The following is a 24,635-nucleotide window of genomic DNA, read 5'->3' on the forward strand; positions in this document are numbered from 1 at the left end:
CCGCGGGCGATCGCCTCGTGCTCGATGTCGGCCGATCACTGGCGGCGACGGTCGCCCAGATGCAGAATGAACCCACGACGTGGAGGTGGGCGATGTCGACGGAAACCGTGATCTGGTCGATTCTCGGAGCATTCATCGTGGTCGGAGGCCTGTTGGGCCTGGCCGCGCTCTGGTCGCTGATCCGACGACCGCGCGAGCACTGACCGGTCCGACGGTCGTGCGCGCGCTCGAGCGGCGTCGGTCAGTCGAGCGCTTCGGCGATCGGCGTGCCGCCGCTGTTGAAGCGGATGGTTCGGCGCGCCGTCGAATCGCGGTGCACCGCTTCGGCGGCGACGGCCGCGACATCCGCTCGATCAACGGTGCCGCTGCTCGGCGCGTCGACATCGACCAGTCCGGTGCCCTCGCCGTCGGTCAGGGTGCTCGGGCCGAGGATGGTCCACTCGAGCGTCGTGCCGACGAGGTGCTCGTCGGCCGCCGCCTTCGCCGAGGCGTAGGCGCGGAAGGAGTTGCCCTCGGGCACGCTGTGGTCTGGAGAGCCGAAGTACGACACCATGACGTACCGCGTGACCCCCGCACTCTCGGCCGCGTACATCGACCGGATCGCCGCATCGCGGTCCACGGCGTAGGTGCGTGCCGGATCGCCGCCGCCGGCTCCCGCCGACCAGACCACCGCGTCGTGGCCGTGCAGGATCTCGGCGAGGTCGTGGACGTCGAGTCGCTCGATGTCGGCGACGACCGGGCGCGCCCCTGCTGCCGTGACGTCGCCGGCATGCTCGGGATTGCGGATGATCGCGTCGACCTCGTCTCCCCGCTCGGCGAGCAGACCGGCCAGCCGCAGGGCGATCCTGCCGTGGCCTCCGATGATCACGATGCGTGCCATGGGTTCCTCCTTCGGGTGGCGCGCCCCACGCTACTCCGGGCTGCTGCCGACCCGTCCGATCCCGGGGGTGCGCCGTGGCGGTGACGAGCGCGGGCCTGCTGCTCTTCCGCGAGCTCAGCGGACTCGAGGTCTTCATCGCGCACATGGGCGGGCCGTTCTGGGCACGCAAGCAGGCCGGCGCATGGTCGATCCCGAAGGGCGAGTTCACCGACGAGGAGCCGCTCGCCGCGGCGCGGCGCGAGTTCGCCGAGGAGATCGGCGTGCCGGCGCCCGATACGGACGTGATCGACCTCGGTGCGTTCCGGTACTCCTCGGGCAAGACGGTGCGGGTGTTCGCAGCCCGTGCCCCCGAGTTCGAGGTCGACGAAGTGCGCTCGAACACGTTCGAGATCGAGTGGCCGCCGCGCTCGGGGCGACGCCAGGCCTTCCCCGAGGTCGACGAGGCGCGGTGGACGCCGGTGTTCGAGGCCCGGGAACTGCTCACGGCCGGCCAGCGGCCCGCCCTCGATGCGCTCCTGGGCGCCCTCGACGGCTCACTCGGGCGAAGCGACGCGGCCGACTGACCGACGCGACGGGGCCGACTGACGCGACGTAGTCGACCGATGCGCACCGCGCAGTCCTCACGCGGCGGAGTTCTCGAAATCGCGAAGTTGGGATTCCCGACTTGCTGATTTCGCAGCATTTCGACGGATCGCTCTTGATTTCGGCAACGTTCGCACGACATACTCCAAACCATCCCGCGCACTGCGCCGTCCGCGGGACTGCCGAGCCGCGCACACCTCGCGGGCTCCGGCGCACCGCCCCGGATCGACGGCGCGAGTTCGCACGGAACCGTTGGAGGAGACCCATGATCAGCTCGGCATCGCGGCAGGACGACCGGCCGACCGGCAGCGCCGGAACGGGCGGCCTCACCCGCCGATCGCTCATCGGATTCGGCGCCGCCAGCGCGGCCGGCGTGCTGCTGACCGCCGGAGCGCGGCCCATGGCCGGCAACCCCGCGCAGCAGATGTGGGACACGATCGTGATCGGCGCCGGGGCATCCGGTCTCGGTGCCGCGCGCGTGCTCGCGGATGCCGGCAAGAAGGTGCTCGTGCTCGAGGCGCGCGATCGCATCGGCGGCCGGCTCTGGACCGACACGACGTCGATGGGCATCCCGTTCGAGCGCGGCGCCGAACTCGTGCACGGCACGACCGTCTCGACGTGGGGGCTTATCGACCAGCTCGGCCTGCAGACCCACAAGTGGGAGAACGAGTACTCGAAGTGGAGCCCCGAGACCTCGTCGTGGGTGAGCCAGGGCGACTTCGAGTTCTACCACTTCCCGCAGGGCGCCCCCTCCTTCCCGGACGGCCTGCCCGCCCCGCTCGACGGCGAGACCGCCGAGGCGTGGCTGCTGCGCATCGGCGTGCCGCGCGACAACTACCCGCTGTCGCTGCTCGTCATTGAGGTCGACACCGAGCAGTTCGACGTGCTGCCGGCCGAGTACATCGTCGGCGACGTCGAGGAGGCGCTCGAACTCCAGTCCGAATCCGGTCAGATCCCACCCGAGGAGTACGGCGACTACCGCGTCATCGGCGGATACAACCAGGTGCTGCAGCCGCTCGCGGCCGGCATCCCGCTGCGACTGAACAGCCGGGTGCACACGGTCGAGTACCGCAAGAACCACGTCTCGATCCACGTGGGGAGCCAGCGCTTCAAAGCCCGCACGACGGTGATCGCGCTGCCCGGCGGCGTGCTGAAGCACGGCGACATCACGTTCAGCCCGCCGCTGCCCGCCGAGCGACGCGACGCGATCCAGGAGATCGAGTACCTGCCGGTCTTCAAGGGCATCCTCGAGTTCGCGGCGCCGGTGCTCGCCGCGGACCCCATGGTGGCGCCGGCCTGGGACCTGCTCGAGACGTACTCGCAGAACCCGCCGACGCTCTGGAACGCGTCGGTCGGCACCCCCGGCTACGCCGGCCAGCTCATCGTCACGTGGATGACGGGCGGCAAGGCGCAGGAACTCCTCGACCTGCCCGAGCACGAACGGCACCTCGCCGGGCTCGAGACGGTGCGCGCCGCGGCGGGCGACCCCGGGCTCGAGTTCGTGAACGCCTCGACCTACGACTGGTCGAAGGACGAGTTCGCCCGCGGCGCCTACCCCGGCCCGTTCTCGCGACGGTCGGGTCTGAACGGGCCGATCGAGGACGTGCTGTTCTGGGCCGGCATGACGACGAGCACGGTGCACAGCTCCCGCAACTCGGGTGTCGCCGCCGCCGGCCAGGTGCTGGAGGCGCTCGCGAAGTAGCGCACTCGGTGCCGGGTGGGCGGTGCCGGGTGGGCGCGCAGCCTCCACCCGGCACCGCGCTGGCGCTAGGTTCGTTCCATGGCCGCACCATTCGAGATGGACGACATCGACCGTCGCATCATCGCCGCCCTCCAGGTCGACGGGCGCCGGTCGTTCCAGCGTCTCGCCGACGACCTCGGAGTGCCCGCCTCCTCGGTGCGATATCGCACGAAACGGCTCGAGGACGCCGGGATCCTGCAGATCGTCGGCATCGCGAACCCGCTCGCCATCGGCTTCGACCGGCTCGCGATGATCGGCATCCGCGTGGCGCCCGGCACGGCGCGCGCGGTCTGCGCCGCCCTCGCCGAACTCCCCGAGACGAGCTACGTCATCCACACCACGGGCCGCTTCGACGTGATGGCCGAGGTGATCTGCGAAGACGTTCCGCACTTCATCGAGATGCTGAACGGACGCATCGCGGCGATCACCGGGGTCGTCTCGACGGAGTCATTCTTCGTGCTCGAGGCGCACAAGCTCTCGTACGGCTGGGGCGTCGGCAGTGTGCGCCCCGCGATCGAGGAGCCGGGCGGAACGTGACGCATGCCGCCGGCTGACTCGCGCGACAACGCGCTCCACGACGCGGCGACGGCGCTCTACGCGCTGCGCCCCGACGAGTTCACCGCCGCCCGCAACGCACGGGCGCAGGCCGCCAAGGCCGACGACCGCGAACTCGGCGCGCGCATCCAGGAGCTGCGGCGCCCCTCCCCCGCCGCCTGGCTCGTGAACCAGCTGGTGCGGCACCGGCCGAGCGAAGTGGAGGCGGTCCTCGAACTCGGCGCCGAGGCGCGAGAGGCACAGGGCAGCTTCGACGCGGTCGAACTCGCGGAGCTCGGCCGACAGCGCCGCCGACTCGTCTCGGCACTCGCCCGCGACGGGGGCGAGCTCGCCGAGGAACTCGGCGCCCCCGTGCGCGCCCCAGTGCTCGACGAGGTCGCCCAGACGCTGCAGGCCGCGATGTCGGATGCCGCGGCCGCCGATGCCGTGCGTTCGGGGCGACTCGTTCGCGCGCTCGAGGCCGTCGGCGTCGAGGTCGACCTGAGCGACGCCGTCGCGGGCGGGCCGCCGCCGCGCACCGAACGAGCGGATGACGCGGCCGCCCCCGACACCGCACCGGCCGCGTCCGCGGCCGCCGGCCGTCGCGCTCGGGCCGCCAGGGAACACGCCGAGCGCGCGGTCGAGTCCGCCGAGCGACGGTCGGCCGAGGCATCCGCTGCGCTCGAGGCGATCGATGCCCGACTGGCCGACGCCGGCCGCCGCCACGACGAGCGCACCGCTCGACGCGACGAACTCGAGGAACAGCTGCGCCGCGTCGAGGCGGAGATCGCCGAGGCCGACCGCACGCTGCGCGCAGTGACGAGGGAGCAGGAGCGCGCGGCACGAGCCGTCGAGGCGGCCGAGGTCGACGTCGACGAGACGCGCGAGGCGCTGGACGGCCTCGAGTAGTCGACGGGTTGCCGACCGCCGGCCCGACCGCTCAGCAGCGCTCGAGCAGCCAGTCCATCGCGTCGGGCACGACGTCGAGCACCGAGACGTGCCCGTCGTCGAGCCGCATCCAGAGCGAGGCGCGAGGGATGTGCGCGAGCAGCCACGAGGCGTGGGTGGCGGGCACCACGCGGTCGCCCTCGCCCTGCACGATGAGCACCGGCACGTCGATGCCGCCGAGGTCGAAGCCCCACCGGGAGGCGAAGGCGACGTCGTCGTCGATGAGGCCGTCGGGTCCGGCCTCCCCCGCCAGCACGGAGTCGGCGCCGAGCGACGCCCATCGCTCGTCGAGCGCCGCCCAGTCGACGGGGAGGAACTGCGACGGGTCGAACTCCTCCGTCTCGGCGAAGGCCGCGCGCGCGGCGCGCCCCTCGACGGCGGCGCGCAGTCCGCCCGGCGAGGCCATGCCGGCGAACCAGTCGTAGGTGTCGGTGCGCGGGGCGATGCCCGCGAGCGTCACCGCGCCGACGACGCGCCCCGGCAGCAGCGCCGCGCAGGCGAGCGCATGCGGGCCGCCGCCCGACGCCCCCATCACGGCGAAGCGCTCGACGCCGAGGGCATCGGCGACCGCCGCGACATCGGCTGCAGCGGAGGCGACGTCGCGCCCGGGCCGCTGCGTCGAGCCCCCGTACGACGGGCGCGCATACGAGACGAGCCGGATGCCCCGGGCCGAGGCCGCCTCGAGCAGGGGCGCGATCGGCGCCCCAGTCTGCGGGGAGCCGTGGTGCCACACGAGGGTCAGCGGCGACGCGGCATCCGCGCCGGTGTCGGAGGCGTGCAGGATGCCGCCGCCGCGGAGGGGCACATCGAACTCGGTGACCGTCATGGCGGGCTCAGCCCTGCACGCCGGCGGCTCGAACGGCGGCCTCGGTGAACGCGGGCCGCACCCGCTCCCATCCGTCGAGGTAGCCGCCGACCATGGCGGCGTCGCGCAGCAGCACGAGCTGGGCGGCCGCACCGGCGGCATCCTCCACCTCGGCCGCCGTCAGCACGGACTCGAGCTCGGAGCGGAACCACTCGCGGTGCTCGGCGACGGCGCGCCGCACGCCGCTCTCGGCGTCGGGATACTCGGCGGCGGCGTTGATGAACGGGCAGCCGCGGGTGTGATGGCGGGCGACGTCGTCGGCGAGGCCGTCGATCACGAGGCCCACGAGCTGCTTCGGTTCTGCTCCGGATGCCTCGGCAGCCGCGAACGCCCCGCGGATGTTCGCGTCCTCGACGCCGAGGTAGGCCTCGACGAGGTCCTCCTTGCCCGGGAAGTGCCGGTAGAAGGTCGCCCGGGTGACCCCGGCCTCGCCGATGATGCGGTCGACGCCGACCGAGTGGATGCCTTCGCGGTAGAAGAGCTCGGAGGCCGTGCGCAGCAGCCGCTCGCGCGCTTCGGAGGTGCCCGTTGGAGTGCTTCGTGATGCCATACCCAAAATGATAGAACGATCTTTCTCTTTTTGCTTGACATCGGGTTCGACCCGGAGTAACTTCCCAGACATAGACAGAACGATCGTTCTACCAGAGCGGTAGGACACGGAAGAAGGAGCAGGATCATGACCACCACCAAGACCCCCATCGTCCTCATCCACGGACTCTGGATGACCCCGAAGAGCTGGAACACCTGGGCCGAGTACTTCCGGGCCCGCGGCCACGAGGTCATCGTCCCGGGCTGGCCCGGCATCGACGACCGCGAGGTCGCCGACATCCGCTCGAACCCCGAGGCGCTGAAGGGCATCGGCCTCGAGCAGATCGCCGACCACTACGAGCGCATCATCCGGGCTCTCCCCGAGAAGCCGATCATCATGGGCCACTCCTTCGGCGGCCTTCTCACCCAGATGCTCGCCGACCGCGGTCTCGGCGCCGCCTACGTCGGCGTCACCCCCGGCCAGCCCGCGGGCATCACGACCCTGCCGCCGTCGACGCTCTGGACGGGCACGCCGATCCTCGCGAACCCGTTCGCCAGGAACGGCGCGAAGCCGCTCTCGAAGGGGCACTTCCACTTCACCTTCGGCAACGACCTCGACCGCGAGGCATCCGATCGCCTCTGGGAGGAGTTCGCGGTGAACTCCTACAACCGGGTGTTCTTCGAGGGCGTCGCCGGGGCGTTCAACGAGCAGGGCGGCGTGAGCCACGTCGACTTCGGCCGTGCCGACCGCGCGCCGCTCCTCGTCATCACCGGCGAGATCGACCACGTCGTGCCGCCGGCGATCGGCCGGGCGATCGTTGCGAAGTACCACTCGACCGGCAGCCCCGCCGTCGTCGAGTACCGCGAGTTCGCCGGCCGCACCCACCGCATCGTCAGCCAGGACGGCTGGGAGGAGGTCGCCGAGTACGCACTCACCTGGGCGACCGAGCACGCCGAGGCGGCCGCGCACACGGCATGACAGAGGCGCCCTTTGTCAACGCTCGGCGGAGTCCCGCCCGCCGAACACGCTGCGCAGCACGAAGTAGACGACGACCGCGACCACCGCGACGATCACGAGCTTGCCGACGAACCAGAGCAGGCTGAACAGCACGTCGACGAGGAACCACGCGATCACGACGGCGACGATCACGCCGATGACGGTCCAGACGGTGCGGCTCATGATCCGAGGCTAGCCGAAGGGCGCGGATGCCTCGGCTCCGCGGCGCCCCCGGTCGCAGGGTCAGGGCGCGTGGCCATCGAAGAGCAGCGTCGGCACGGGGCCGAACGGCATCGATCGCACGCGGAGCGGACGCACGTCGTCGCCGATGAACCCGGCGTCGGCGAGCGCCGTGGCGGTGTCGCGATCCCAGTGGCAGCCGTGGCAGAACCGCGCCGTGAACGGCGTCGCGATGCCCTGCACCGCCCGCTTCACGGTGCGCGGCGGCGCCACGACGTGGTCGATGAACACGACCCGACCGCCGGGCACGAGCACCCGGCGCACCTCGGCCAGTGCGACCGCGAGGTCGGCGACGGAGCAGAGTACGTAGGTGGCGACGACCGCGTCGACCGAGCGGTCGGGCAGCGGGATCGACTCGGCCATGGCATCGAGCGGCTCCGCGTGATGCCCCCACTCGCGGGCGCGTGTCGCGAGCTCGACGCGGCGCTCGGCGTCGGGCTCGAGCCCGATCCAGTCGACATCGACGTGCAGGGCTCCGAAGTTCTCGCCCTCGCCGGCGCCGATCTCGAGCACCCGCCCGCGCACCCGTCCGACGAACTCCCGCTCGAGGTCGTCGAGGCGGTCGTCGTCGATGAGGTCGGACGCCGCGGCCCTCGCTTGCTCCATGCCCGCCATGCGAGCACGTCGGCGGCCCTGCGTCAACCTGACGCGCGTCACCGGTTGCAGATCGACCGAGGCAGCCCGCGCCATAGGCTGGTTCGATGCTCAGGCGATTCCTCTCCGGCGCCGGCCTGCTGGTGCGCGGCTTCGGGTTCTGGGGGCGCCGGCCCGACCTCATGCTGCTCGGCCTGATCCCGGCGGCGATCGTCTTCGCGATCGTGCTCGCCGCGCTCGTCGCACTCGGCATCCAGCTGCCGGCGATCGTCGAGTGGGCCACGCCGTTCGCCGAGCGATGGGACGCGTTCTGGACCGCGTCGCTGCGCATCGCCATCGCCGCGGTGACCTTCGCCGGAGCCGTACTGCTCGCGGCGGTCACGTTCACCGCGTTGACGCTCGCCGTCGGCGACCCGTTCTACGAGCGCATCTGGCGCGCCGTCGAGGTCGAGCTCGGCGGAGACGTGCCCGATCGCGGCGCCGGGTTCTGGCGCGCGGCCGCCGACGCCGCCGCGCTCATCGGGCTCGGCATCGTCGCGGCACTCGTCGTCGGCCTGATCGGGTTCGTTCCGGTGGTCGGCGCGGTCGTCGCACCGGTGCTGGGCGTCGTGCTGTCGGGATGGCTGCTGGCACGCGAACTCACCGCACGCGCCTTCGAGGCCCGTGGCATCTCGTCGACCGACCGCACGGCATTACTTCGTGGACAGCGGTCGCGGATGCTCGGGTTCGGCGTCGCGACCCAGCTCTGCTTCATGGTGCCGCTCGGCGCCGTGGTCGCGATGCCGGCGGCCGTCGCCGGTTCGACGATGCTCGCGCGCGGCGCGCTCGACGCATCGGAGCGCCCGGGCGGCTCGAGTCCGACGCCGCCGTCGGACTGAGCATCAGGGGCGGGGACACCCTTGAGCCCACGCACGTCTGCACTCATTCCTCGCGAACGATCGCGATGCGCGCCGGTAGGGTGCCTGTAGCTGGACGGCGTGCGCTGAGAACTCCGAGCTCCAGCCAGGCAGTCCGCGACCCGACCAGAAGGAACCGTCCTCATGACTCAGAACCGCACCATCAAGCCCTCGCCCGCGTTCATCGGGGCGTCCTGGGCGGCTCTCGCCATCGGCATGGGCACCTTTCTCATCTCGCTCCTGAACGCCGACATGCAGCTGAACGAGAAAGGGTACTACCTCTCGCTGCTCCTGTTGGGCCTGTTCGCTGCGATCTCCGTGCAGAAGTCGGTGCGCGACCGCGCCGAGCGGATCCCTGTCACGAACATCTACTACGGCATCGCCTGGCTGATGCTCGCCGCCGCCCTTACGCTGCTCATCGTCGGGCTCATCAACGCCCGCAGCATCTCCATCAGCGAGAAGCTGGTCTACGGCGTCTGCTTCGCGATGTCGCTCTACGCCGTGGTCGCGATCCAGAAGAACGTCCGCGATCTCGCGACCTCGGAGGATCCGGACGAAGCGCAGGCGTCTCCTCAGCCTCATCTCCTGACCAGTTCGCAGTCCAACGACGGGGCTCGTGACTGAGGGCCGACACCGAACAGCAGAGCGGATGCCGCAGGCTCGGGCCTGCGGCATCCGCTCTGTGCGATGAGGCCGTCATGCGCCTCGCAGCGAGGCGAAGAAGGCGCGGATGTCGCCGGCCACGAGCTCGGGCACCTCGAGCGCCGCGTAGTGGCCGCCCTGCTCGAAGCGGCTCCAGTGCACGATGTTCGAGTTGTCGCGCTCGGCGAAGACCTTGATGGTCTGGAAGTCGTCCTTGAAGACGGCCACCCCGGTGGGTGCCGCGTTCACCTGCGGCTCGGCCTCGGCGCGTGCGTTGTCGAGATAGCTCCGACTCATGCCCGCAGCGGCATTCGCGAACCAGGTGACGCTCACCTCGGTGATGATCTGCTCGAGGGTGACGAGCGAGGTGCCGTTGCCGAAGGAGTTGAAGAGCTCGCTGTAGGCGAGCAGCGCGATCGGCGAGTCGCTGAGGCCGACCGCCACGGTCTGCGGACGGCTCGCGTTCATCGTGTTGTAGCCGCCGACCGACTGGAACCACTGCATGTGCTCGAGTCCCGCGTAATCCTGGGGCTCGAGTCGTTCGAACTCGGCCGGGTCGCCGCTCGGGAACGAGAAGAGCTGCAGCACGTGCAGGCCGAGGAAGCCCTCGGGGCTGGCGAGTCCGAGGTCGCGTGCGACGAGCGCGCCGTTGTCGGAACCGTGGATGCCGTACTCGGTATACCCGAGTCGACGCATGAGCTGGTCGTAGGCGCGCGCGACGCGAGCGGTGGTCCAGCCCGGCTCGGTGACGGGGTTCGAGAAGCCGTAGCCCGGGGCATCCGGGATCACGACGTCGAAGGCGTCCTCGGCGCGGCCGCCGTGCGCGACGGGGTCGACGAGCAGGTCGATGAGGTCGAGGTAGTCGACGGATGACCCGGGGTAGGTGTGCGCCAGCAGCAGCGGCGTGGCGTCGGGGTGGGCCGAGCGCACGTGGATGAAGTGGATCGGCTGGCCGTCGATCTCGGTCGTGAAGTGCGGCGCGGCGTTGATGCGGGCCTCGGCGACGCGCCAGTCGAAGGCGCGCCAGGCCTCGACGGCCTCGCGGAGGTAGGAGTTCGGCGTGCCCGCGTCCCAATCGTCGGTCGGGGCCGGCTGCGGCAGCCGGGTGCGTGCGAGGCGCTCCATGAGGTCGTCGAGGTCGGCCTGGGCGACGTCGATGCGGAAGGGGCGGATTTCGGTGCTGGATTCGGTGGTGGTGTTCATGTCTTCGACGGTACGGTGCATATAGGAACATCTAGTTCCTAATGATCGAGACGAGTTCGACGATGTCCGACACCGCCGCCAGACTGCTGGCCCTCCTCGCCCTGCTGCAGACGCGCCCCGACTGGACGAGCACCGAGCTCGGCTCCCGGCTCGGCGTGACCCCGCGCACCATCCGCAACGACATCGACCGTCTGCGCGAACTCGACTACCCGGTCGACGCGACCCGCGGAGCGGCGGGCGGCTACCGGCTCGGCGCGGGCGCGAAGCTGCCGCCGCTGCTCCTCGACGACGAGGAGGCGGTCGCGGTGGCCATCGGCCTGCGTGCCGCCACGGGTATCGCCGGCGTCGAGGAGTCGAGCTCGCGCGCCCTCTCGAAGCTCGAGCAGGTGCTGCCGTCGCGGCTCCGCCCGACGGTCGAGGCGCTCGCGACGGTGATCGAGCACGCGCCGGAGAACAACGACACCGACGCCCCCGACCCCGAGGTCGACGCCACCGTGCTCACTGCGGTGGCGAGCGCCATCCGGGGGGTCGAATGGATCCGGTTCGACTACCAGGGCGCCGCCCGCCTCATCGAGCCGTACCGACTGCTGAGCTGGGCGCGTCGCTGGTACCTCGTGGGCCGCGACCCGTCGAGCGACGAGTGGGGCACGTTCCGCGCGGACTGGATCGAGCCGCGCATGCCGACGCGGCGCCGCTTCCAGCCGGTGGCGTTGCCCGGCGGCGACTACACCGCCTTCGCGATGCGCTCGATCGCCGAGAGCGGCTGGAAGGTGCACGCGCGCCTGCGCATCGCGGCGCCGGCCGACGCCGTGCTCGACCGGATCCACCACGCGGTGGGCGTCGTCGAGGCCGTCTCCGAGACCGAGTCGGTGCTCGTCACCGGCGCCGATTCCCTCGACACCATCGCCGCCTACATCGGCATGCTGGGCATGGACTTCACGGTCGAGTCGCCCGACGAGCTTCGCGCGCTCCTGCTGACCTACAGCGAACGCTACGCGAGAGCCGCCCGCGAGCCCGGATGAGCCGGACCGCAGCGGGCTCGACGCCCGCTCAGCGGCACCCCTTCGAGCGCTCGATGAGCTCGTCCGGGGGGTGTCCGTAGAGCCACTCGCCGTTGCCGTTGGGGTCCGTGTACCCCTGGCCGATCGCCCAGGCGACGGCCCACGGTTCGTTGTCGTTCGCGTACTCGCCGACGAGGTCGTAGCACTTCGAGGTGATCGCGTGGCCGACCTCGTGCGTGACGAGCGCGGCCATGATCGGGTCGCCCCACTGCTCGGCGATGCTGTTCGAGAGCGTGATCGTCGAGAGACCGCCCTCCCAGGTGTCCCAGGTGGCGGTGCCCCCGGCCGAGCCGTTGTCTCCATAGCCGATGACCATCGGGGCCCAGTCGAACTCGAGCAGCACGCCGCCTGCGATCGAGCGCGCATAGGCCTCGACGGCGATGCGGCGATCGTAGAGCGGGCCGGCCTTCTCCGCCTCTTCGGCGGCGTGCGTCGACTGCAGGGCTGCGGCCGCCGCCACGTACTCGTCGAGGCGAGCGGATGCGTCGAACCCCCAGGTGACGCCGCTCGAGAGCAGCTCGACGGAGTTGCGGTACTCGATGCGCTCGATGTTGCGTGCCGAGCCGTTGGCGGCCTCGACCGAGGCGGCGACGGGCGCGACCGCCTCGAGGAACGCCATGCCGGAGTCGGCGGTCGCCTGATCGGCGGCGGCGAGCTCGACCGCGTGCGCCTCAGCGGCGGCGGCCTCCGCGTCGAGACGCTCGCTCTCCGCGGCGAGGACGCTCGAGGCACGGTCGAGGTCGGCGAACCAGATCGGCCGCGACATCGGCCGCGTCGGTGCGGCGAAGTCCGTGGCGGGTGCCGCCTCGATCACCGAGCCGAGCGCGCCGGCTGCGGTCGAGAACGTCGCCTTGGCCGCCGGGTCGACGAGGGCGTCGGGCGCTGCGAGCATCGACGCCGCGATCTCCGCGGTGACACCGGCATCCGCTTCGACGGTGGCCGTTGACTCACCGGCGGAGGCCGCGTCGGCCACTGCCACGCGGTGCGCGGCGATCGCCGCGTCGAAGCGGAGGTTCGCGATCGCGTTGGCCGCGAGGATCGCCGCAGAGAGCAGCAGGAAGAGCGCAACGCCGAGCACCGTCCAGGCGATCGTCGCGCGCGAGCGCTGCGCCGGAGGAACATCGGACCCGACCGGTGCAGGGCCGGCGGGATCGAGCATCGCGTTCGGGGCGGATTCGAGGGTCACCCGTGAAGTATCGTCGCTCCACTGCGAATCAGGCAATCCGCAATGTCCCCGCACATCATCGAGCCGGCGCCGAGCCGACATTCAGCCTGCTCTCGGCGAGCTCACTGTCGCCATTCGACCTGCTCGCGGCCGGCCCACTGCTGCGACCCGGGCGTCGAGTTGAGTTGGACGCTTGACTGAGACGAATGACCCACAATACGCTGCCTCCAACCGAGCAAGGAGGCTCAGATGGCGATCGATCATGCACGCCCAGACCGTGTCCGTTCCGAACGCACCACCGAGCAACGAAAGCGCAGGTGGCGATCCAGGACACTGGGCCTCGCCCTGGCAGCCGCGCTCGCGACATCGGCCCTCGCGGCGATGCCCGCAGCACTGGACGCCACCCCGGCCGAGGCCGCAGACGGCGACTGGTGGGAGGCGCCGAACCGCCCCGCCGAAGACGTCGAGCTGAACGTCACCGGCGAGCCCTTCACTGGCACGACCGAGAACGGCGAGGTGCAGGGCTTCATCGACTCGCACACCCATCTGAACTCCAACGAGGGCTTCGGCGGACGCATGATCTGCGGCTCGCCGTTCTCCCCCGCGGGCGTCGCCGACGCACTGAAGGACTGCCCCGACCACTACCCCGACGGCAGCGCCGCCCTCTTCGAGAACCTCGTCAGCGGCGACGCCGACGGCAAGCACGACCCCGTCGGCTGGCCGACCTTCACCGATTGGCCGAAGACGACGTCGATGAGCCACCAGGCCTCGTATTACGCCTGGGTCGAGCGCTCATGGCGCGGCGGCCAGCGCATCCTCGTCAACGACCTGGTCACGAACGGCGTGATCTGCTCGCTGCCGATCATGCCAAAGGACCGCTCGTGCGACGAGATGACGGCGATCCGACTCGAGGCGCAGAAGGCCCGCGAGATGGAGGCCTACATCGACGACATCTACGGCGGCCCCGGCAAGGGCTTCTTCCGCATCGTCACGACACCGGCCGACGCGCGAGCGGTGATCGAGCAGGGCAAGCTCGCCGTCGTGCTCGGCGTCGAGATGTCCGAGCCGTTCGGCTGCAAGATGATCCTCGACGTCGCGCAGTGCTCGACGGCCGACATCGACCGCGGGCTCGACGAGTTCGAGCAACTCGGCATCTCGAGCATGTTCCTCTGCCACAAGTTCGACAACGCCCTCTGCGGCGTGCGCTTCGACACCGGCACGCAGGGCACGATCATCAACGTCGGCCAGTTCTACTCCACCGGCACCTTCTGGCAGACCGAGACCTGCCCCGGGGCTCGTCACGACAATCCGATCGGCAACGCCACCGTGCCCGAGGTCGAGGTCCAGCTTCCCCCGGGCGTCGAGGTGCCCGAGTACTCGGCGGGCAACAACTGCAACACGCGCGGCCTCACCTCGCTCGGCGCCTACGCGCTCAAGGCGATGATGGCCCGAAACATGATGGTCGAGCTCGACCACATGAGCGTGAAGGCGGCCGAACGCACCCTCGACCTGCTCGAGGCGCAGGGCTACCCTGGTGTGCTCTCGAGCCACAGCTGGATGGACTCCGGCTGGACCGAGCGGCTCTACCGTCTCGGCGGCTTCAAGACGGGCTACCCGCACGACGCTGCCGGCTTCATCGGCGAATGGCAGGAGGGCAGCGCGCTCCGCGCCCAGTACGACAAGGGCTACGGGTTCGGACTCGACTTCAACGGCGTCGGCAGCCACCCTGCAGCCGACAGCGCACCGGTCGACATCACGTACCCGTTCACGAGCGCCGACGGCGGCACGACCATCGACCGGCAGGTCAGCGGCCAGCGCACCTTCGACATCAACGTCGACGGGTTCGTGCACTCGGGTCTGGCGCCCGACTACCTCGAGCTGCTGCGCCAGTCGGGCGGCGGCGACGCCATCGTCTCCGACCTGATGCGCGGCGCCGAGTCGTACCTGCAGACGTGGGAGGCGACGCGCGACTACTCGAGCGCGGCGAACCTCGCGACCGGGAAGCCGGCTTCGGCGAGCTCGAGCGAGTCCAACCCGTTCACGAGCTACGCCCCCGGCCGCGCCGTCGACGGACGCACCAACACCCGCTGGGCGAGCGGCAACTGGGGGGTCAACCCGCAGTGGCTGAGCGTCGACCTCGGCGCGTCCGAGCCGATCAGCCGGGTCGTCATCGACTGGGAGGCCGCCGCGGCGAAGTCCTACGAGGTCCAGGTGTCGGACGACGCGCAGAACTGGCGCACCGTCTCGTCCACCACCGTCGGCAACGGCGGGCTCGACACCGCGTCGTTCGCAGCGACGAGCGCCCGCTACGTGCGCGTGCTCTGCACGGTGCGCACGACGAACTACGGGTACTCCATCAAGGAGCTCGGCGTCTTCTCGAACTGATCCACCGACACGGGGCGGATGCCGCGGCGCGAGCCGCGGCATCCGCTCTTCGTCTGCCGTGGCGCGCGTCGCCGAATCGACGCCCGGCATTCACGTGCGATTCACCCGCCCGGAGCATGCCCGACGGGCACCGTCCCTAACGTGGCCTCGGCTTCACCGGTTCTGCACGCCCGTCCCACAGCACGGGCGGCCGGTGGACCAAACGGAGGACACGTGTTGAAGAAGCAACTCACCCTCGCGGCGCTCGGGCTCTCGACCGCAGTGGCGCTCGGCCTCACCGGCTGCGCGGGAGGACCGGCCGACGCCGGCGAAGGCGGTACGGATGCCGCGACCGCGACGAGCCTCGCCGACTTCGGCGACCTCGCCGCGCTCGAGGAGGCGGCGAAGGCCGAGGGGCAGTTGAACGTCATCGCGCTGCCGCGCGACTGGGCGAACTACGGCGCGGTGCTCGACGCGTTCGCTGCGAAGTACCCCGAGATCACGATCAACGAGGCCTCGCCCGACGCTTCGAGCGCCGAGGAGATCCAGGCCGCTGAGACGAACGCCGGCCTCGACACGGCACCCGACGTCTTCGACATCGGCCTGACGGTCGCCCTGCAGAACACCGAGCAGTTCGCGCCGTACCAGGTCGCCACGTGGGACGACATCCCCGCCGAGCTGAAGGAGCCGAGCGGCTTGTTCGTCGGCGACTACGGCGGATTCATGTCGATCGGCTACGACTCGTCGAAGTTCAAGGCACCCGAGTCGCTCGACGACCTGCTCGGCGCCGAGTACAAGGGATCGGTCGCGATCAACGGCGACCCGACGCAGGCCGGGGCGGCCTTCGCCGCGGTCGGCCTCGCCACCGTGCAGTCCGACGGCACGCTCGACGACTTCCAGCCGGGCATCGACTTCTTCTCCGAGCTGAACGCGGCCGGCAACATGCTGAAGGTCGACGTCACGACCGCGACGGTCACCTCTGGCGAGACGCCCGTCGTCTTCGACTGGGACTACCTGAACGCCTCGCACCGCGAGGCGAACCCGAACTGGGAGGTCGTGATCCTGCCGGGCACCGGCTACGCCGGCTACTACAACCAGGCCGTCAACGTGGATGCCCCGCACCCGGCCGCCGCTCGCCTGTGGCAGGAGTTCCTCTACAGCGACGAGGCCCAGAACCTGTGGCTCGAGGGCGGCGCCCGCCCGGTGCGCGCCGACGCGATGGCCGAGGCCGGCACGATCGACGAGGAGCTCTTCTCGAAGCTGCCCGCAGCACCCGAGGAGACGGTGGTTCCCACCGAAGAGCAGTCCACGAACGCCGGCACCCTGCTCGGCGAGAAGTGGGCCGCGGCGGTCGGTTGATGACCGTCGCCGCACCCGCGGCGCCCGTTGCCGTGGCGGATCCGGTCTCCCCGGTTCCGCCACGGCGGCATGCCCGCCCGGGACTTCCTCCGGCGCTCGGCCTAGTGCCGTTCGCCGCCTACGTACTGCTGTTCCTCGCCCTGCCCACCGTGCTCGCGGTCGCGAGCGGGTTCTTCGACGGCGACGGCGCCTTCACCCTCGACAACGTCGCCGCGCTCGGCGATCCCGTCATCGTCGCGACCTTCGTGAACTCGGCCTGGCTCTCGGCCCTGACCGCCGTGGTCGGCGCCCTGATCGGCGCCCTCGCCTGCTACGCGCTCGTGGGCATCGAACACGGCCGGGCTCGCAGCCTCGTCGACGCGGCCAGCGGAGTGCTCGCCCAGTTCGGCGGCGTCATGCTCGCCTTCGCCTTCATCGCCACGATCGGCATCCAGGGGCTCGTGACGGTGTGGCTCCGCGACACCTTCGGCATCGACATCTTCGCCGAGGGCGCGTGGATCTACGGCCTGCCGGGTCTCGTACTCCCCTACATCTACTTCCAGGTGCCCCTCATGATCATCACCTTCATGCCCGCGATGGGTGCGCTGAAGCCGCAGTGGGCCGAGGCGAACCTCACGCTGGGCGGCACCCGCGCCGGGTTCTGGCTGCACGTCGGCATCCCCGTGCTCGCGCCGTCCTTCTTCGCGAGCCTGCTGCTGCTCTTCGCCAACGCCTTCTCGTCGTACGCGACCGCCGCCGCCCTCGCGAGCCAGGGTTCGCAGATCGTGCCGCTGCAGATCCGCACCGCCCTCACGAGCGAGACGATGCTCGGCCGTGAGAACCTCGCGGGCGCCCTGGCGCTCGGCATGATCCTCGTGATGACGGTCACGATGTGGGCGTACTCGCTCGTGCAGCGCCGCGCCGCACGGTGGCAGCGATGACCCGGGGCCTGGCACCGCACCCCGCGACGCGCTGGGTGATCGGCATCGCCATCGTCGGCCTCTTCGCGATCCCGATCGTCTCGATGGCCGAGTACACGCTCCGCGACGTCGACGGGCACTCGCTCGTGCACTGGGCGTCCCTCTTCGATCCCGCGAACGCGGCGAAGTACCGGCCGATCTGGATCGGCCTCGGCAACTCGGTCGTGCTCGCCGTCGTCTCTGTGGGGATCGTGCTGTTCCTGCTCGCGCCGACGATGGTGCTCGTTGCGCTCCGATTCCCCGGGTTGCGGCGATCATTCGAGTTCCTCGTGCTGCTGCCCATCACCATCCCCGCGATCGTGCTCGTCGTCGGGCTCGCCCCGATCTACCTCGCGATCGGCCGTACCTTCGGCACCGGCGTGTGGACGCTCGCATTCGCCTACGGCATCACCGTGCTGCCGTTCGCCTACCGGGCGATCCAGTCGTCGATGGAGGCGACCGACGTCACGACGCTCGCCGAGGCGGCCCGATCGCTCGGCGCGCCCTGGCCGACCGTGCTGCTCCGCGTGCTCGCCCCGAACCTCCGGCCCGGGCTCATCGCCGCCTCGCTCATCTCGGTCGCCGTCGTGCTCGGCGAGTACACGATCGCCTCGCTCCTGAACCGGCAGAACCTGCAGACCGCGCTCGTCGTCGTCGGCAAGCAGGATCCGTACGCCTCGGTGATCCTCTCGCTGCTCGCTCTCGTCTTCGCATTCGTGCTGCTGCTCGTGATCGGGCGCGCCGCCCGCCGCCCCATGCGCGCCGCCCGCCGCCCCATGAAGGAAGTCCGCCCATGACCGATTCCGCCACCGTCGCCACCGCCGACAACTCGATCCTCGCCGCCCGCGGCGAGGGCACCGCCGTCGAGTTCGACGGCGTCGTGAAGGACTACGGCGCGAACCGCGTGCTGCACGGCGTCGACCTCGCCATCCGCCCCGGAGAGTTCGTGTCGCTCCTCGGCCCATCGGGCTGCGGCAAGACCACCGCGCTCCGGGTACTCGCGGGCCTCGAGCGTGCCGACGGCGGCAGCGTGCGCATCGGCGGCGCGGATGTCTCGGGCGTGCCGACGAATCGCCGCGACCTCGGCATGGTGTTCCAGGCGTACTCGCTGTTCCCGCACCTCGACGTCGCCGCGAACACGGCGTTCGGCCTGCGGATGCGCAAGGTGGCGAAGCCGGAGGCATCCGCTCGCGTGCGCGACGCGCTCGCCCTCGTGGGGCTCGGCCATCTCGCCGGGCGCTACCCGCACGAGCTCTCGGGCGGCCAGCAGCAGCGTGTCGCGCTGGCCCGCGCGCTCGTCACCGAACCGCGGGTGCTGCTCCTCGACGAGCCGCTCTCGGCGCTCGACGCCAAGGTGCGCGTGCAGCTTCGCGACGAGATCCGGCGCATCCAGCTGCGGCTCGGCATCACCACGGTGTTCGTGACCCACGACCAGGAGGAGGCGCTCGCCGTCTCCGACCGCATCGCGGTCATGGACGGCGGCCGCATCGACCAGTTCGGCACCCCCGAGGAGCTCTACCTGCGACCCGCGACGGCGCACGTCGCAGAGTTCGTCGGGCTGTCGAGCGTGCTGCCGGCGTTCGTCACGGGCGGTGCCGCCGTCGTACTCGGCGTCACGCTGCCGGTGCTCGGTGAGATGGCGGACGGCCCGGCCGAAGTGTTCGTCCGGCCCGAGAACGTGCGACTCGGCGGCCCGATCGCCGCGATCGTGCAGGAGAGCACCTTCCTGGGCAGCATGCGCCGCACCCTGCTGCGCACCGAGAGCGGTGAGCTCCTGCGCATGCAGCATCCGACTCGCGAGCAGCTGCAGTTCGGCGAGCGCGTGACGGTCGACCTCGATGCCGTGGAGGTGGCGGTGCGGCCGGCGGGCTGAGCCGTCGGCCCGCACTCATCGCGAGCGCCTCAGCTGCACCACCCTGAGATCCGCCCAGCACCAGCACTGAGGAAATCTCAATGTCTAGCACGGATGCGGCCGCGGCCGACCGCGCGCACGCTTTCCCCCATGACTGATTCATCGGCCCAGCAGGCCACACCAGCCCCCACGATCGATCCGACGACGGCCGACCGCGTGCTCAAGACGAAGCACCGTGCGATGTGGGCGTCGGGCGACTACCCGACGCTCGCCGCCGACCTCATCTGGAGCCTCGGCCCCGTGCTCGTCGACGCGGTCGGCGTGCACCCGGGCGACCGGGTGCTCGATGTCGCGGCGGGCTCCGGCAATGCGGCGATCCCCGCGGCACTCCGCGGCGGCGCCGTCGTCGCGAGCGACCTCGCCCCCGAGCTCTTCGACGCCGGCCGACGCCGCGCACAGGCGGCCGGTGCCGAGCTCGAGTGGCGCGAGGCCGACGCCGAGGCGCTGCCGTTCGACGACGCCGCGTTCGACGCGACCGTCTCGTGCGTCGGCGTCATGTTCGCACCGCACCACCGGCGCGCTGCCGGCGAACTGCTCCGCGTGACCCGCCCAGGCGGACGCATCGGCGTGCTGAGCTGGACACCCGAGGGCTTCATCGGCCAGATGTTCAAGACCATGAAGCCGTTCGCCGCGCCGCTGCCCGACGGCGCGGAGCCCGCCCCGCTCTGGGGCGACGTACAGCACGTCCGCGACCTGCTCGGCGACGGCGTCGACGACTTCGAAGCGCGGCGACAGCGCGTCACCGTCGATCACTTCGCCTCGCCCGAGGCGTTCCGCGACTACTTCAAGCTGAACTACGGACCGACGATCGCGGTGTACCACCGTATCGCCGACGATCCCGACCAGGTTCGCACCCTCGACGACGCGCTCGTCGAACTCGCGCGATCCCACGGTCTCCGAACCACCGGCGATGCCCTGCAGTGGGAGTACCTGCTGGTCACCGCCCGCCGAACCTGACCACGGTCAGGTCATCCCCCCGAAGGAGTCGAATCATGCATCTCAGCGAAGACTATTTCGTGTTCGAACTGCACCACCGCGGCGAGGAGCGCCTGAACCGTGAGCTCGAGCGGCGCCGGCTCATCGCCGAACGCGCCGCAGAGGACGCGGAAGCGCAGGTGACGGATGTCTCGCGTCCGCCCTTCCTCGTGCGCTGGCGCCGCCGCCTGGCGCTGCCGGGCAACGCCGTGTTCGGGGCGGGCCATGGCGGAGGGCCGACCCCCGCCGCTTCGTGACCCGATCAGGCGCGCCACCCGCACCCGATCGTCAGCGCCGCCGCAGGCATCCCCGCTTCATCCGGCCGGCCACCGTGCATCGCCCGATGGCCGACCGGAGTGTCGAGGCGGTCGCCTCCTCAACCAGCCGCGGCGTCTCCGAACTCCAGTCGGAACTCGTAGGTCTGGTCCTCCTCGAACCACATCCGGTAGTTCGTTCCCCACACGTTGTTGTGGAGCAGGAAGTGGAACCCCTCGCGCAGGTCGCCGTACGAGTTGCCGTAGTGCAGCAGATTCTGTTCGCCGATCGCGACGACCGCTGCATCGATGCTGGTGATCGTCACGTCGTCCACCGCGTGCTCCAGCGCCTCCACGGCGTGCATCCGGCGGTTGCCGTTCCGCACCACGTCGACGGGGTCGACGAGCGCCCCGAGCTTGCGCAGACGCCACCCCTCAGGCTCGGCGACCCGCGGCGCCAGCGAGAACCAACTCGCCTCGGGGAGCCGATTCGCATCCTTCTGGCAGACCCGCAGTTCGATCGAGAGTGCGGCGCCGTCGTCTGACGCCCGGTAGTCGATCTCGACGACGCGAGGAGCGCCGAGGCGTTCCGAGGCATCCGGAGACATCGCCGCGGTCACCCGCAGGACGTCCGTCGTCCCCTCGCGCCAGGTCTCCGCCTCGAGGACGACCGGCCGGAACACCTCCCGGCGCGGTGCCGGCGTGCTGGACTCGAAGCCCGGCTTCCCGAAGTCGGCGATCGCCCAACCGGCATGCAGGTCGAGGCCGCGGCAGTAGTTGTCGAACCACACCCCGTAGTCCTCGGGCGCGAAGCTCTCGTAGCGATACTGTCCGATCGGGTGCTGTGCCGCCCAGTCGCGGCCCGTTCGGTCCCGGAGCAGGCTCAACGCGCCGTCGCCCGCGATCGCGACCTCGAACGCGCCGAGCTTCGTGACGCCGAGAACGGGCACGCGGTCCACGGGCGCATCCGACTTGGCGGGCGAGGCGATCATGCCCCGAACGACGGATCGCACCGATTCGGGCAGACGATCGATCGCGTGCTCGAGGAAGTCTCGTTTGCCCTGCCATGACTGCTCGTACGCGGAGTACGACCAGCCCTGCCGCGGTCGAATGCTCAGCGCGGCCTCGAGTTGCGGGGCGTACCGCTCGGGGTTCGCCGAGATGTCGATCTCATCGCGCCGCCTCGCGGCCTCGAAGGCCGACTTCTCGTAGTTCACGAAGTCGGGCAGGAAGACCTGCCCGGACTCTCCCCACGTGTGCTCGGCGACGAGGAGCAGCCCCTCGGAGACATCCGCCAGCTGGTCCTCGGTGAGCGGTGAATGACCGCGCGACCATGCCTCGCGAGCACGCGACAAGCGGCGGTATCGCGACAGCACCCACGGGTCGCTCGCGACGCCGTGGATCCAGGTGTCGCCGATCTCGCTCTCGATGCACGGCAGCTCATCGCGGAACTCGGTGATGGCCGCCGCGAACCGATCGAGCGTCGAACTGACGATCTCGGCGTCCGGGTAACTGGTTCGAAGCTCGTCGAAGAGGCCCATGACCGTCGACTCGGTCGGCGGGCCGTGGTTGTCGTTCGTGAAGGCGATGTACAGCGCCTGGTCGCCGACCATCGTGAGCTGCTCGGGGTCGACCCGCGAAGCTCCGTAGTCGCTGTCGTAGACGACGACGATCTCCGAGCCGTCGGGCGCCCGCCAGCGGAACGCGTGCGGCACCTCGGGCAGTGCGCTGACCGGGTTGACTCCGAGGTGCAGCAGCTCCACGCCGCCCGCGCGGAGCAGCGGAACGACGCCGACGGTGTGGCCCGGCACGTCGGTCATCTTCGCGGCCACGGTCGAGCGCCCGTACGTCCGGTCGAGATCCTGCGAGATGCCGAGACCGAACTCGAAGAGGCTGCGATCGGCGAGTTCGCTCTGGATCGTCATCGGCATCGCGTGCCACGCGATCTTGCCTTCGCGAATCGCCCGATCGACGTTGCCGCGCTGCTGCTCGGTCCCGTTGCGCAGCGCGTGACTGACGAGCCACGAGCCGGTCGTCCAGATGAACTGCTCCGGACCGCCGCGCTCGGCGAGGCGGTCGGCCAGGGCGATCGCGGCCGGGATGTACTCGTCGACGTATCGTGCGATCACGTTCTGCGCATAGTCGGTGTACCCGACGTCGAGGTGGGTCTTCTGAAGGACGTGGATGGTGCGGGGGGATGCCACTGGCGATCCTTTCCGTTGTGTCGTGGTGCGATCGGGGGCAGCGGTGCTCATTCCTTGACCGCTCCCTGCAGGAACCCGCGGATCAGCTGGCGCTGGAAGATGAGGAACACGATGAGGACCGGGATCATGACGATGATCGTTCCGGCCGCCAGGAGCGGCACGTCCTTGCCGTGCTGTGTGATGAACTGCCCGAGTCCGGCGGGTGCGGTGCGATGACTCGCATCCTGGATGAGGATCAGGGCGAGCAGGTACTGATTCCAGCTCCACAGGAAGAAGAGCAGCGCGAGGGTGCCGATGGCCGGGCGCGCGGTCGGCATCAGGATGCGCCAGAACACCTGCCAGTGGTTCGCACCGTCGATCTCCCCGGCCTCCATGAGGGACTTCGGCACGGTGTCGAAGTGCGTGCGCATCCAGAAGACGCCGAAGGGCATGAAGAGTCCGAGCAGCGGAAGGATCAGGGCGAAGTAGGTGTCGAGGATCCCCAGCGGCCGGAACATGTAGAACAGCGGCACGACCACGACCTCGTACGGGAGCGTGAGCCCGGCGAGGAACACGGCGAGCACCACCGCCCGACCCCGGAACGTCATGGTTCCCATGGCGTACCCCGCGAGGCTCGCGATGAGCACGCCGATGATCACCACGGCGACGGCGACGATGGCGCTCGACATGAAGAGGCTGAGGAAGCCGCCGTCGGTCCAGGCCCTCGCGAAGTTCTCCCAGGCCGGTTGCGCGGGCCAACTCACTCCTCGGACGATGGATCCGGCAGGTTGCAGCGCCGCCGAGAAGATCGCGACGAACGGCACCATGATGGTGGCGGCGACGGCGATCAGGAAGGCCGGCGCGATGACGACCTCGAGCCGTGAGCGGATCATTTCTTCTCCCGTGCGAGGCCGTTGATGAGGATGACGACGAGGTACACCATCAGGCTCAGCACGATGGCGAGGGCGGAGGCCTGCCCGACGCGGCCGTTCGTGAACGCCTGGTTGTAGATCTCGACGCCGGGAACCATGGTCTGCGTTCCCGGGCCTCCTCGGGTCATGATGTAGACGACGTCGAAGCTCGCGAGGGCCGAGATCACCGTGAGCGTCGCGGCGACCGCGATCTCGCCGCGGAGCTGCGGCAGCGTCACCGTGAAGAACTCCCTGATGGCGCCGCCACCGTCGAGCCGTACCGCTTCATACAGGCCCGGATCGATCTTCTGGATTCCCGAGAGCAGCAGCACGAGGCAGAGCCCGGTGCTGACCCATGTGCCGACGAGGCCGACGGCCGGGAACGCCCAGTTGTAGTCACCCAGCCAGGCCCGGGCGAATTCGCCGAGTCCGACCGTTTCGAGGGCCTGATTCACCAGCCCGTCCTCGGAGTAGATCCAGCGCCATGCCACGCCGACCGCCACGAGCGGGACGATCTGCGGGAGGAACACGATCGCCCTGACTGCACCCCAGCTGTGGCGGCGTCGTGCGAACACCGCCGCGAGGACCAGGCCGAAGGTGATCGGCAGCACCGTGAAGAAGAAGATGAGGAGCACGGCGTTGAAGAGGGCTGCGAACTGCTCGGGCTCCGTGAAGACCCTGACGTAGTTGTCGAGGCCGACCCAGGTCGCGAGGCCGACGCCGTTCCATTCGAAGAACGAGTACCAGAGGCTGTTGACGTAGGGGTAGATGACGAACGCGAGGTAGAAGGCGGCCGCAGGGGCGAGGTAGAGCCATGCGACTCCACCTCGCCTCCGCCGCCCGGATCGGGGCGAGGACATGGT

The 24,635-nt window shown here is 70.3% G+C and carries 26 protein-coding genes; 16 read left to right on the top strand and 10 right to left on the bottom strand.

Annotation, left to right across the window (positions count from 1 at the left end; all coding sequences use genetic code 11):
- Nucleotides 1–17: 17 nt before the first annotated feature.
- The gene (locus ASE14_RS14870) at nucleotides 18–203 is read left to right on the top strand and encodes a hypothetical protein (protein ID WP_056656694.1); all 186 of its coding nucleotides are present in this window, start codon (nucleotides 18–20) and stop codon (nucleotides 201–203) included.
- A 38-nt stretch (nucleotides 204–241) separates the two neighbouring features.
- Here the strand turns inward: ASE14_RS14870 and ASE14_RS14875 are convergent, their stop codons facing one another.
- Nucleotides 242–880 (bottom strand): NAD(P)H-binding protein, encoded by a 639-nt coding sequence (locus ASE14_RS14875; RefSeq protein ID WP_056656697.1) that lies wholly within the window; start codon nucleotides 878–880, stop codon nucleotides 242–244.
- 74 nt (nucleotides 881–954) lie between these two features.
- Between ASE14_RS14875 and ASE14_RS14880 the strand changes: the two genes are divergently transcribed.
- The 4 genes from ASE14_RS14880 to ASE14_RS14895 all read left to right on the top strand — a co-directional run bounded on the left by ASE14_RS14880 (nucleotide 955) and on the right by ASE14_RS14895 (nucleotide 4,646).
- Nucleotides 955–1,443, top strand: a complete 489-nt coding sequence (locus tag ASE14_RS14880) for an NUDIX domain-containing protein (RefSeq protein ID WP_056656700.1) — start codon at nucleotides 955–957, stop codon at nucleotides 1,441–1,443.
- A 284-nt stretch (nucleotides 1,444–1,727) separates the two neighbouring features.
- A complete protein-coding gene (locus ASE14_RS14885) occupies nucleotides 1,728–3,164 on the top strand; it encodes an NAD(P)/FAD-dependent oxidoreductase (RefSeq protein ID WP_056656703.1) in 1,437 nt (478 codons plus the stop codon).
- Nucleotides 3,165–3,242: 78 nt separating this feature from the next.
- Complete coding sequence (locus ASE14_RS14890) at nucleotides 3,243–3,740, top strand: Lrp/AsnC family transcriptional regulator (protein WP_056656706.1); 498 nt, start codon at nucleotides 3,243–3,245, stop codon at nucleotides 3,738–3,740.
- 3 nt (nucleotides 3,741–3,743) lie between these two features.
- A complete protein-coding gene (locus ASE14_RS14895) occupies nucleotides 3,744–4,646 on the top strand; it encodes a hypothetical protein (RefSeq protein WP_056656709.1) in 903 nt (300 codons plus the stop codon).
- 31 nt (nucleotides 4,647–4,677) lie between these two features.
- Here ASE14_RS14895 and ASE14_RS14900 read toward each other — a convergent pair whose 3' ends face one another.
- Both ASE14_RS14900 and ASE14_RS14905 read right to left on the bottom strand, forming a co-directional pair.
- Nucleotides 4,678–5,511 carry an alpha/beta fold hydrolase gene (locus ASE14_RS14900; protein WP_056656712.1) on the bottom strand — a complete coding sequence of 278 codons (834 nt, stop codon included), beginning with the start codon at nucleotides 5,509–5,511 and terminating at the stop codon, nucleotides 4,678–4,680.
- A 7-nt stretch (nucleotides 5,512–5,518) separates the two neighbouring features.
- Nucleotides 5,519–6,100 carry a TetR/AcrR family transcriptional regulator gene (locus ASE14_RS14905; RefSeq protein ID WP_056656715.1) on the bottom strand — a complete coding sequence of 194 codons (582 nt, stop codon included), beginning with the start codon at nucleotides 6,098–6,100 and terminating at the stop codon, nucleotides 5,519–5,521.
- 126 nt (nucleotides 6,101–6,226) lie between these two features.
- On the opposite strand from ASE14_RS14905, the gene ASE14_RS14910 reads away from it, so the two are divergent.
- Nucleotides 6,227–7,057: an alpha/beta hydrolase gene (locus tag ASE14_RS14910; RefSeq protein WP_056656718.1), complete on the top strand. Its 831-nt coding sequence runs from the start codon at nucleotides 6,227–6,229 to the stop codon at nucleotides 7,055–7,057.
- Between the two features lie 15 nt (nucleotides 7,058–7,072).
- Here the strand turns inward: ASE14_RS14910 and ASE14_RS14915 are convergent, their stop codons facing one another.
- Together ASE14_RS14915 and ASE14_RS14920 are read right to left on the bottom strand one after the other, a co-directional pair.
- The gene (locus ASE14_RS14915) at nucleotides 7,073–7,258 is read right to left on the bottom strand and encodes a hypothetical protein (protein WP_056656721.1); all 186 of its coding nucleotides are present in this window, start codon (nucleotides 7,256–7,258) and stop codon (nucleotides 7,073–7,075) included.
- Between the two features lie 60 nt (nucleotides 7,259–7,318).
- Complete coding sequence (locus ASE14_RS14920) at nucleotides 7,319–7,921, bottom strand: class I SAM-dependent methyltransferase (RefSeq protein ID WP_056656724.1); 603 nt, start codon at nucleotides 7,919–7,921, stop codon at nucleotides 7,319–7,321.
- Nucleotides 7,922–8,016: 95 nt separating this feature from the next.
- Between ASE14_RS14920 and ASE14_RS14925 the strand changes: the two genes are divergently transcribed.
- Both ASE14_RS14925 and yiaA read left to right on the top strand, forming a co-directional pair.
- Complete coding sequence (locus ASE14_RS14925) at nucleotides 8,017–8,787, top strand: EI24 domain-containing protein (protein WP_056656727.1); 771 nt, start codon at nucleotides 8,017–8,019, stop codon at nucleotides 8,785–8,787.
- A 162-nt stretch (nucleotides 8,788–8,949) separates the two neighbouring features.
- The gene (gene yiaA, locus ASE14_RS14930; RefSeq protein ID WP_056656730.1) at nucleotides 8,950–9,429 is read left to right on the top strand and encodes an inner membrane protein YiaA; all 480 of its coding nucleotides are present in this window, start codon (nucleotides 8,950–8,952) and stop codon (nucleotides 9,427–9,429) included.
- A 72-nt stretch (nucleotides 9,430–9,501) separates the two neighbouring features.
- Here yiaA and ASE14_RS14935 read toward each other — a convergent pair whose 3' ends face one another.
- Nucleotides 9,502–10,650: an epoxide hydrolase family protein gene (locus tag ASE14_RS14935; protein WP_056657656.1), complete on the bottom strand. Its 1,149-nt coding sequence runs from the start codon at nucleotides 10,648–10,650 to the stop codon at nucleotides 9,502–9,504.
- A gap of 62 nt (nucleotides 10,651–10,712) precedes the next feature.
- On the opposite strand from ASE14_RS14935, the gene ASE14_RS14940 reads away from it, so the two are divergent.
- Entirely contained in the window at nucleotides 10,713–11,672 is a 960-nt protein-coding gene (locus ASE14_RS14940) for a YafY family protein (RefSeq protein WP_056657659.1), read from the top strand.
- Between the two features lie 28 nt (nucleotides 11,673–11,700).
- Here ASE14_RS14940 and ASE14_RS14945 read toward each other — a convergent pair whose 3' ends face one another.
- Entirely contained in the window at nucleotides 11,701–12,897 is a 1,197-nt protein-coding gene (locus ASE14_RS14945; RefSeq protein WP_056656733.1) for a hypothetical protein, read from the bottom strand.
- Between the two features lie 228 nt (nucleotides 12,898–13,125).
- Between ASE14_RS14945 and ASE14_RS14950 the strand changes: the two genes are divergently transcribed.
- The 7 genes from ASE14_RS14950 (at nucleotide 13,126) to ASE14_RS14980 (ending at nucleotide 20,681) form a co-directional block, all read left to right on the top strand.
- Nucleotides 13,126–15,261, top strand: a complete 2,136-nt coding sequence (locus ASE14_RS14950) for a discoidin domain-containing protein (protein ID WP_200953364.1) — start codon at nucleotides 13,126–13,128, stop codon at nucleotides 15,259–15,261.
- A 213-nt stretch (nucleotides 15,262–15,474) separates the two neighbouring features.
- Nucleotides 15,475–16,599, top strand: a complete 1,125-nt coding sequence (locus ASE14_RS14955) for an ABC transporter substrate-binding protein (protein WP_082600937.1) — start codon at nucleotides 15,475–15,477, stop codon at nucleotides 16,597–16,599.
- Nucleotides 16,599–17,519, top strand: coding sequence for an ABC transporter permease subunit (locus ASE14_RS14960; RefSeq protein WP_056657668.1), 921 nt, complete (start codon nucleotides 16,599–16,601; stop codon nucleotides 17,517–17,519). The genes ASE14_RS14955 and ASE14_RS14960 overlap by 1 nt, the downstream gene beginning before the upstream one ends.
- Nucleotides 17,516–18,334, top strand: coding sequence for an ABC transporter permease (locus ASE14_RS14965; RefSeq protein WP_056657670.1), 819 nt, complete (start codon nucleotides 17,516–17,518; stop codon nucleotides 18,332–18,334). Before ASE14_RS14960 ends, ASE14_RS14965 begins: the two co-directional genes overlap by 4 nt.
- Nucleotides 18,331–19,410, top strand: coding sequence for an ABC transporter ATP-binding protein (locus ASE14_RS14970; protein ID WP_056656736.1), 1,080 nt, complete (start codon nucleotides 18,331–18,333; stop codon nucleotides 19,408–19,410). The genes ASE14_RS14965 and ASE14_RS14970 overlap by 4 nt, the downstream gene beginning before the upstream one ends.
- A gap of 129 nt (nucleotides 19,411–19,539) precedes the next feature.
- Entirely contained in the window at nucleotides 19,540–20,406 is an 867-nt protein-coding gene (locus ASE14_RS14975; protein ID WP_056656739.1) for a class I SAM-dependent methyltransferase, read from the top strand.
- Between the two features lie 35 nt (nucleotides 20,407–20,441).
- Nucleotides 20,442–20,681 (top strand): hypothetical protein, encoded by a 240-nt coding sequence (locus ASE14_RS14980; RefSeq protein WP_056656742.1) that lies wholly within the window; start codon nucleotides 20,442–20,444, stop codon nucleotides 20,679–20,681.
- 119 nt (nucleotides 20,682–20,800) lie between these two features.
- Here ASE14_RS14980 and ASE14_RS14985 read toward each other — a convergent pair whose 3' ends face one another.
- From ASE14_RS14985 to ASE14_RS14995, 3 genes are read right to left on the bottom strand one after another with little or no spacing between them, the layout of a single operon-like run.
- Nucleotides 20,801–22,882, bottom strand: coding sequence for a DUF5054 domain-containing protein (locus ASE14_RS14985; protein ID WP_056656745.1), 2,082 nt, complete (start codon nucleotides 22,880–22,882; stop codon nucleotides 20,801–20,803).
- A gap of 47 nt (nucleotides 22,883–22,929) precedes the next feature.
- Nucleotides 22,930–23,754, bottom strand: a complete 825-nt coding sequence (locus ASE14_RS14990) for a carbohydrate ABC transporter permease (RefSeq protein ID WP_056656748.1) — start codon at nucleotides 23,752–23,754, stop codon at nucleotides 22,930–22,932.
- Nucleotides 23,751–24,632, bottom strand: a complete 882-nt coding sequence (locus ASE14_RS14995; protein ID WP_056656751.1) for a carbohydrate ABC transporter permease — start codon at nucleotides 24,630–24,632, stop codon at nucleotides 23,751–23,753. The genes ASE14_RS14990 and ASE14_RS14995 overlap by 4 nt, the downstream gene beginning before the upstream one ends.
- Between the last annotated feature and the right edge of the window lie 3 nt (nucleotides 24,633–24,635).

The sequence above is a fragment of the Agromyces sp. Root81 genome, from assembly GCF_001429165.1.
GTDB lineage: Bacteria > Actinomycetota > Actinomycetes > Actinomycetales > Microbacteriaceae > Agromyces.

What these genes read in the sequence shown, in the direction of transcription:
- ASE14_RS14875 (WP_056656697.1), bottom strand. Translation starts at nt 880, where the DNA reads ATGGCACGCATCGTGATCATCGGAGGCCACGGCAGGATCGCCCTGCGG.
- ASE14_RS14885 (WP_056656703.1), top strand. Translation starts at nt 1,728, where the DNA reads ATGATCAGCTCGGCATCGCGGCAGGACGACCGGCCGACCGGCAGCGCC.
- ASE14_RS14890 (WP_056656706.1), top strand. Translation starts at nt 3,243, where the DNA reads ATGGCCGCACCATTCGAGATGGACGACATCGACCGTCGCATCATCGCC.
- ASE14_RS14895 (WP_056656709.1), top strand. Translation starts at nt 3,744, where the DNA reads ATGCCGCCGGCTGACTCGCGCGACAACGCGCTCCACGACGCGGCGACG.
- ASE14_RS14900 (WP_056656712.1), bottom strand. Translation starts at nt 5,511, where the DNA reads ATGACGGTCACCGAGTTCGATGTGCCCCTCCGCGGCGGCGGCATCCTG.
- ASE14_RS14905 (WP_056656715.1), bottom strand. Translation starts at nt 6,100, where the DNA reads ATGGCATCACGAAGCACTCCAACGGGCACCTCCGAAGCGCGCGAGCGG.
- ASE14_RS14910 (WP_056656718.1), top strand. Translation starts at nt 6,227, where the DNA reads ATGACCACCACCAAGACCCCCATCGTCCTCATCCACGGACTCTGGATG.
- ASE14_RS14915 (WP_056656721.1), bottom strand. Translation starts at nt 7,258, where the DNA reads ATGAGCCGCACCGTCTGGACCGTCATCGGCGTGATCGTCGCCGTCGTG.
- ASE14_RS14920 (WP_056656724.1), bottom strand. Translation starts at nt 7,921, where the DNA reads ATGGAGCAAGCGAGGGCCGCGGCGTCCGACCTCATCGACGACGACCGC.
- ASE14_RS14925 (WP_056656727.1), top strand. Translation starts at nt 8,017, where the DNA reads ATGCTCAGGCGATTCCTCTCCGGCGCCGGCCTGCTGGTGCGCGGCTTC.
- yiaA (WP_056656730.1), top strand. Translation starts at nt 8,950, where the DNA reads ATGACTCAGAACCGCACCATCAAGCCCTCGCCCGCGTTCATCGGGGCG.
- ASE14_RS14935 (WP_056657656.1), bottom strand. Translation starts at nt 10,650, where the DNA reads ATGAACACCACCACCGAATCCAGCACCGAAATCCGCCCCTTCCGCATC.
- ASE14_RS14940 (WP_056657659.1), top strand. Translation starts at nt 10,713, where the DNA reads ATGTCCGACACCGCCGCCAGACTGCTGGCCCTCCTCGCCCTGCTGCAG.
- ASE14_RS14950 (WP_200953364.1), top strand. Translation starts at nt 13,126, where the DNA reads ATGGCGATCGATCATGCACGCCCAGACCGTGTCCGTTCCGAACGCACC.
- ASE14_RS14960 (WP_056657668.1), top strand. Translation starts at nt 16,599, where the DNA reads ATGACCGTCGCCGCACCCGCGGCGCCCGTTGCCGTGGCGGATCCGGTC.
- ASE14_RS14965 (WP_056657670.1), top strand. Translation starts at nt 17,516, where the DNA reads ATGACCCGGGGCCTGGCACCGCACCCCGCGACGCGCTGGGTGATCGGC.
- ASE14_RS14970 (WP_056656736.1), top strand. Translation starts at nt 18,331, where the DNA reads ATGACCGATTCCGCCACCGTCGCCACCGCCGACAACTCGATCCTCGCC.
- ASE14_RS14975 (WP_056656739.1), top strand. Translation starts at nt 19,540, where the DNA reads ATGACTGATTCATCGGCCCAGCAGGCCACACCAGCCCCCACGATCGAT.
- ASE14_RS14980 (WP_056656742.1), top strand. Translation starts at nt 20,442, where the DNA reads ATGCATCTCAGCGAAGACTATTTCGTGTTCGAACTGCACCACCGCGGC.
- ASE14_RS14990 (WP_056656748.1), bottom strand. Translation starts at nt 23,754, where the DNA reads ATGATCCGCTCACGGCTCGAGGTCGTCATCGCGCCGGCCTTCCTGATC.
- ASE14_RS14995 (WP_056656751.1), bottom strand. Translation starts at nt 24,632, where the DNA reads ATGTCCTCGCCCCGATCCGGGCGGCGGAGGCGAGGTGGAGTCGCATGG.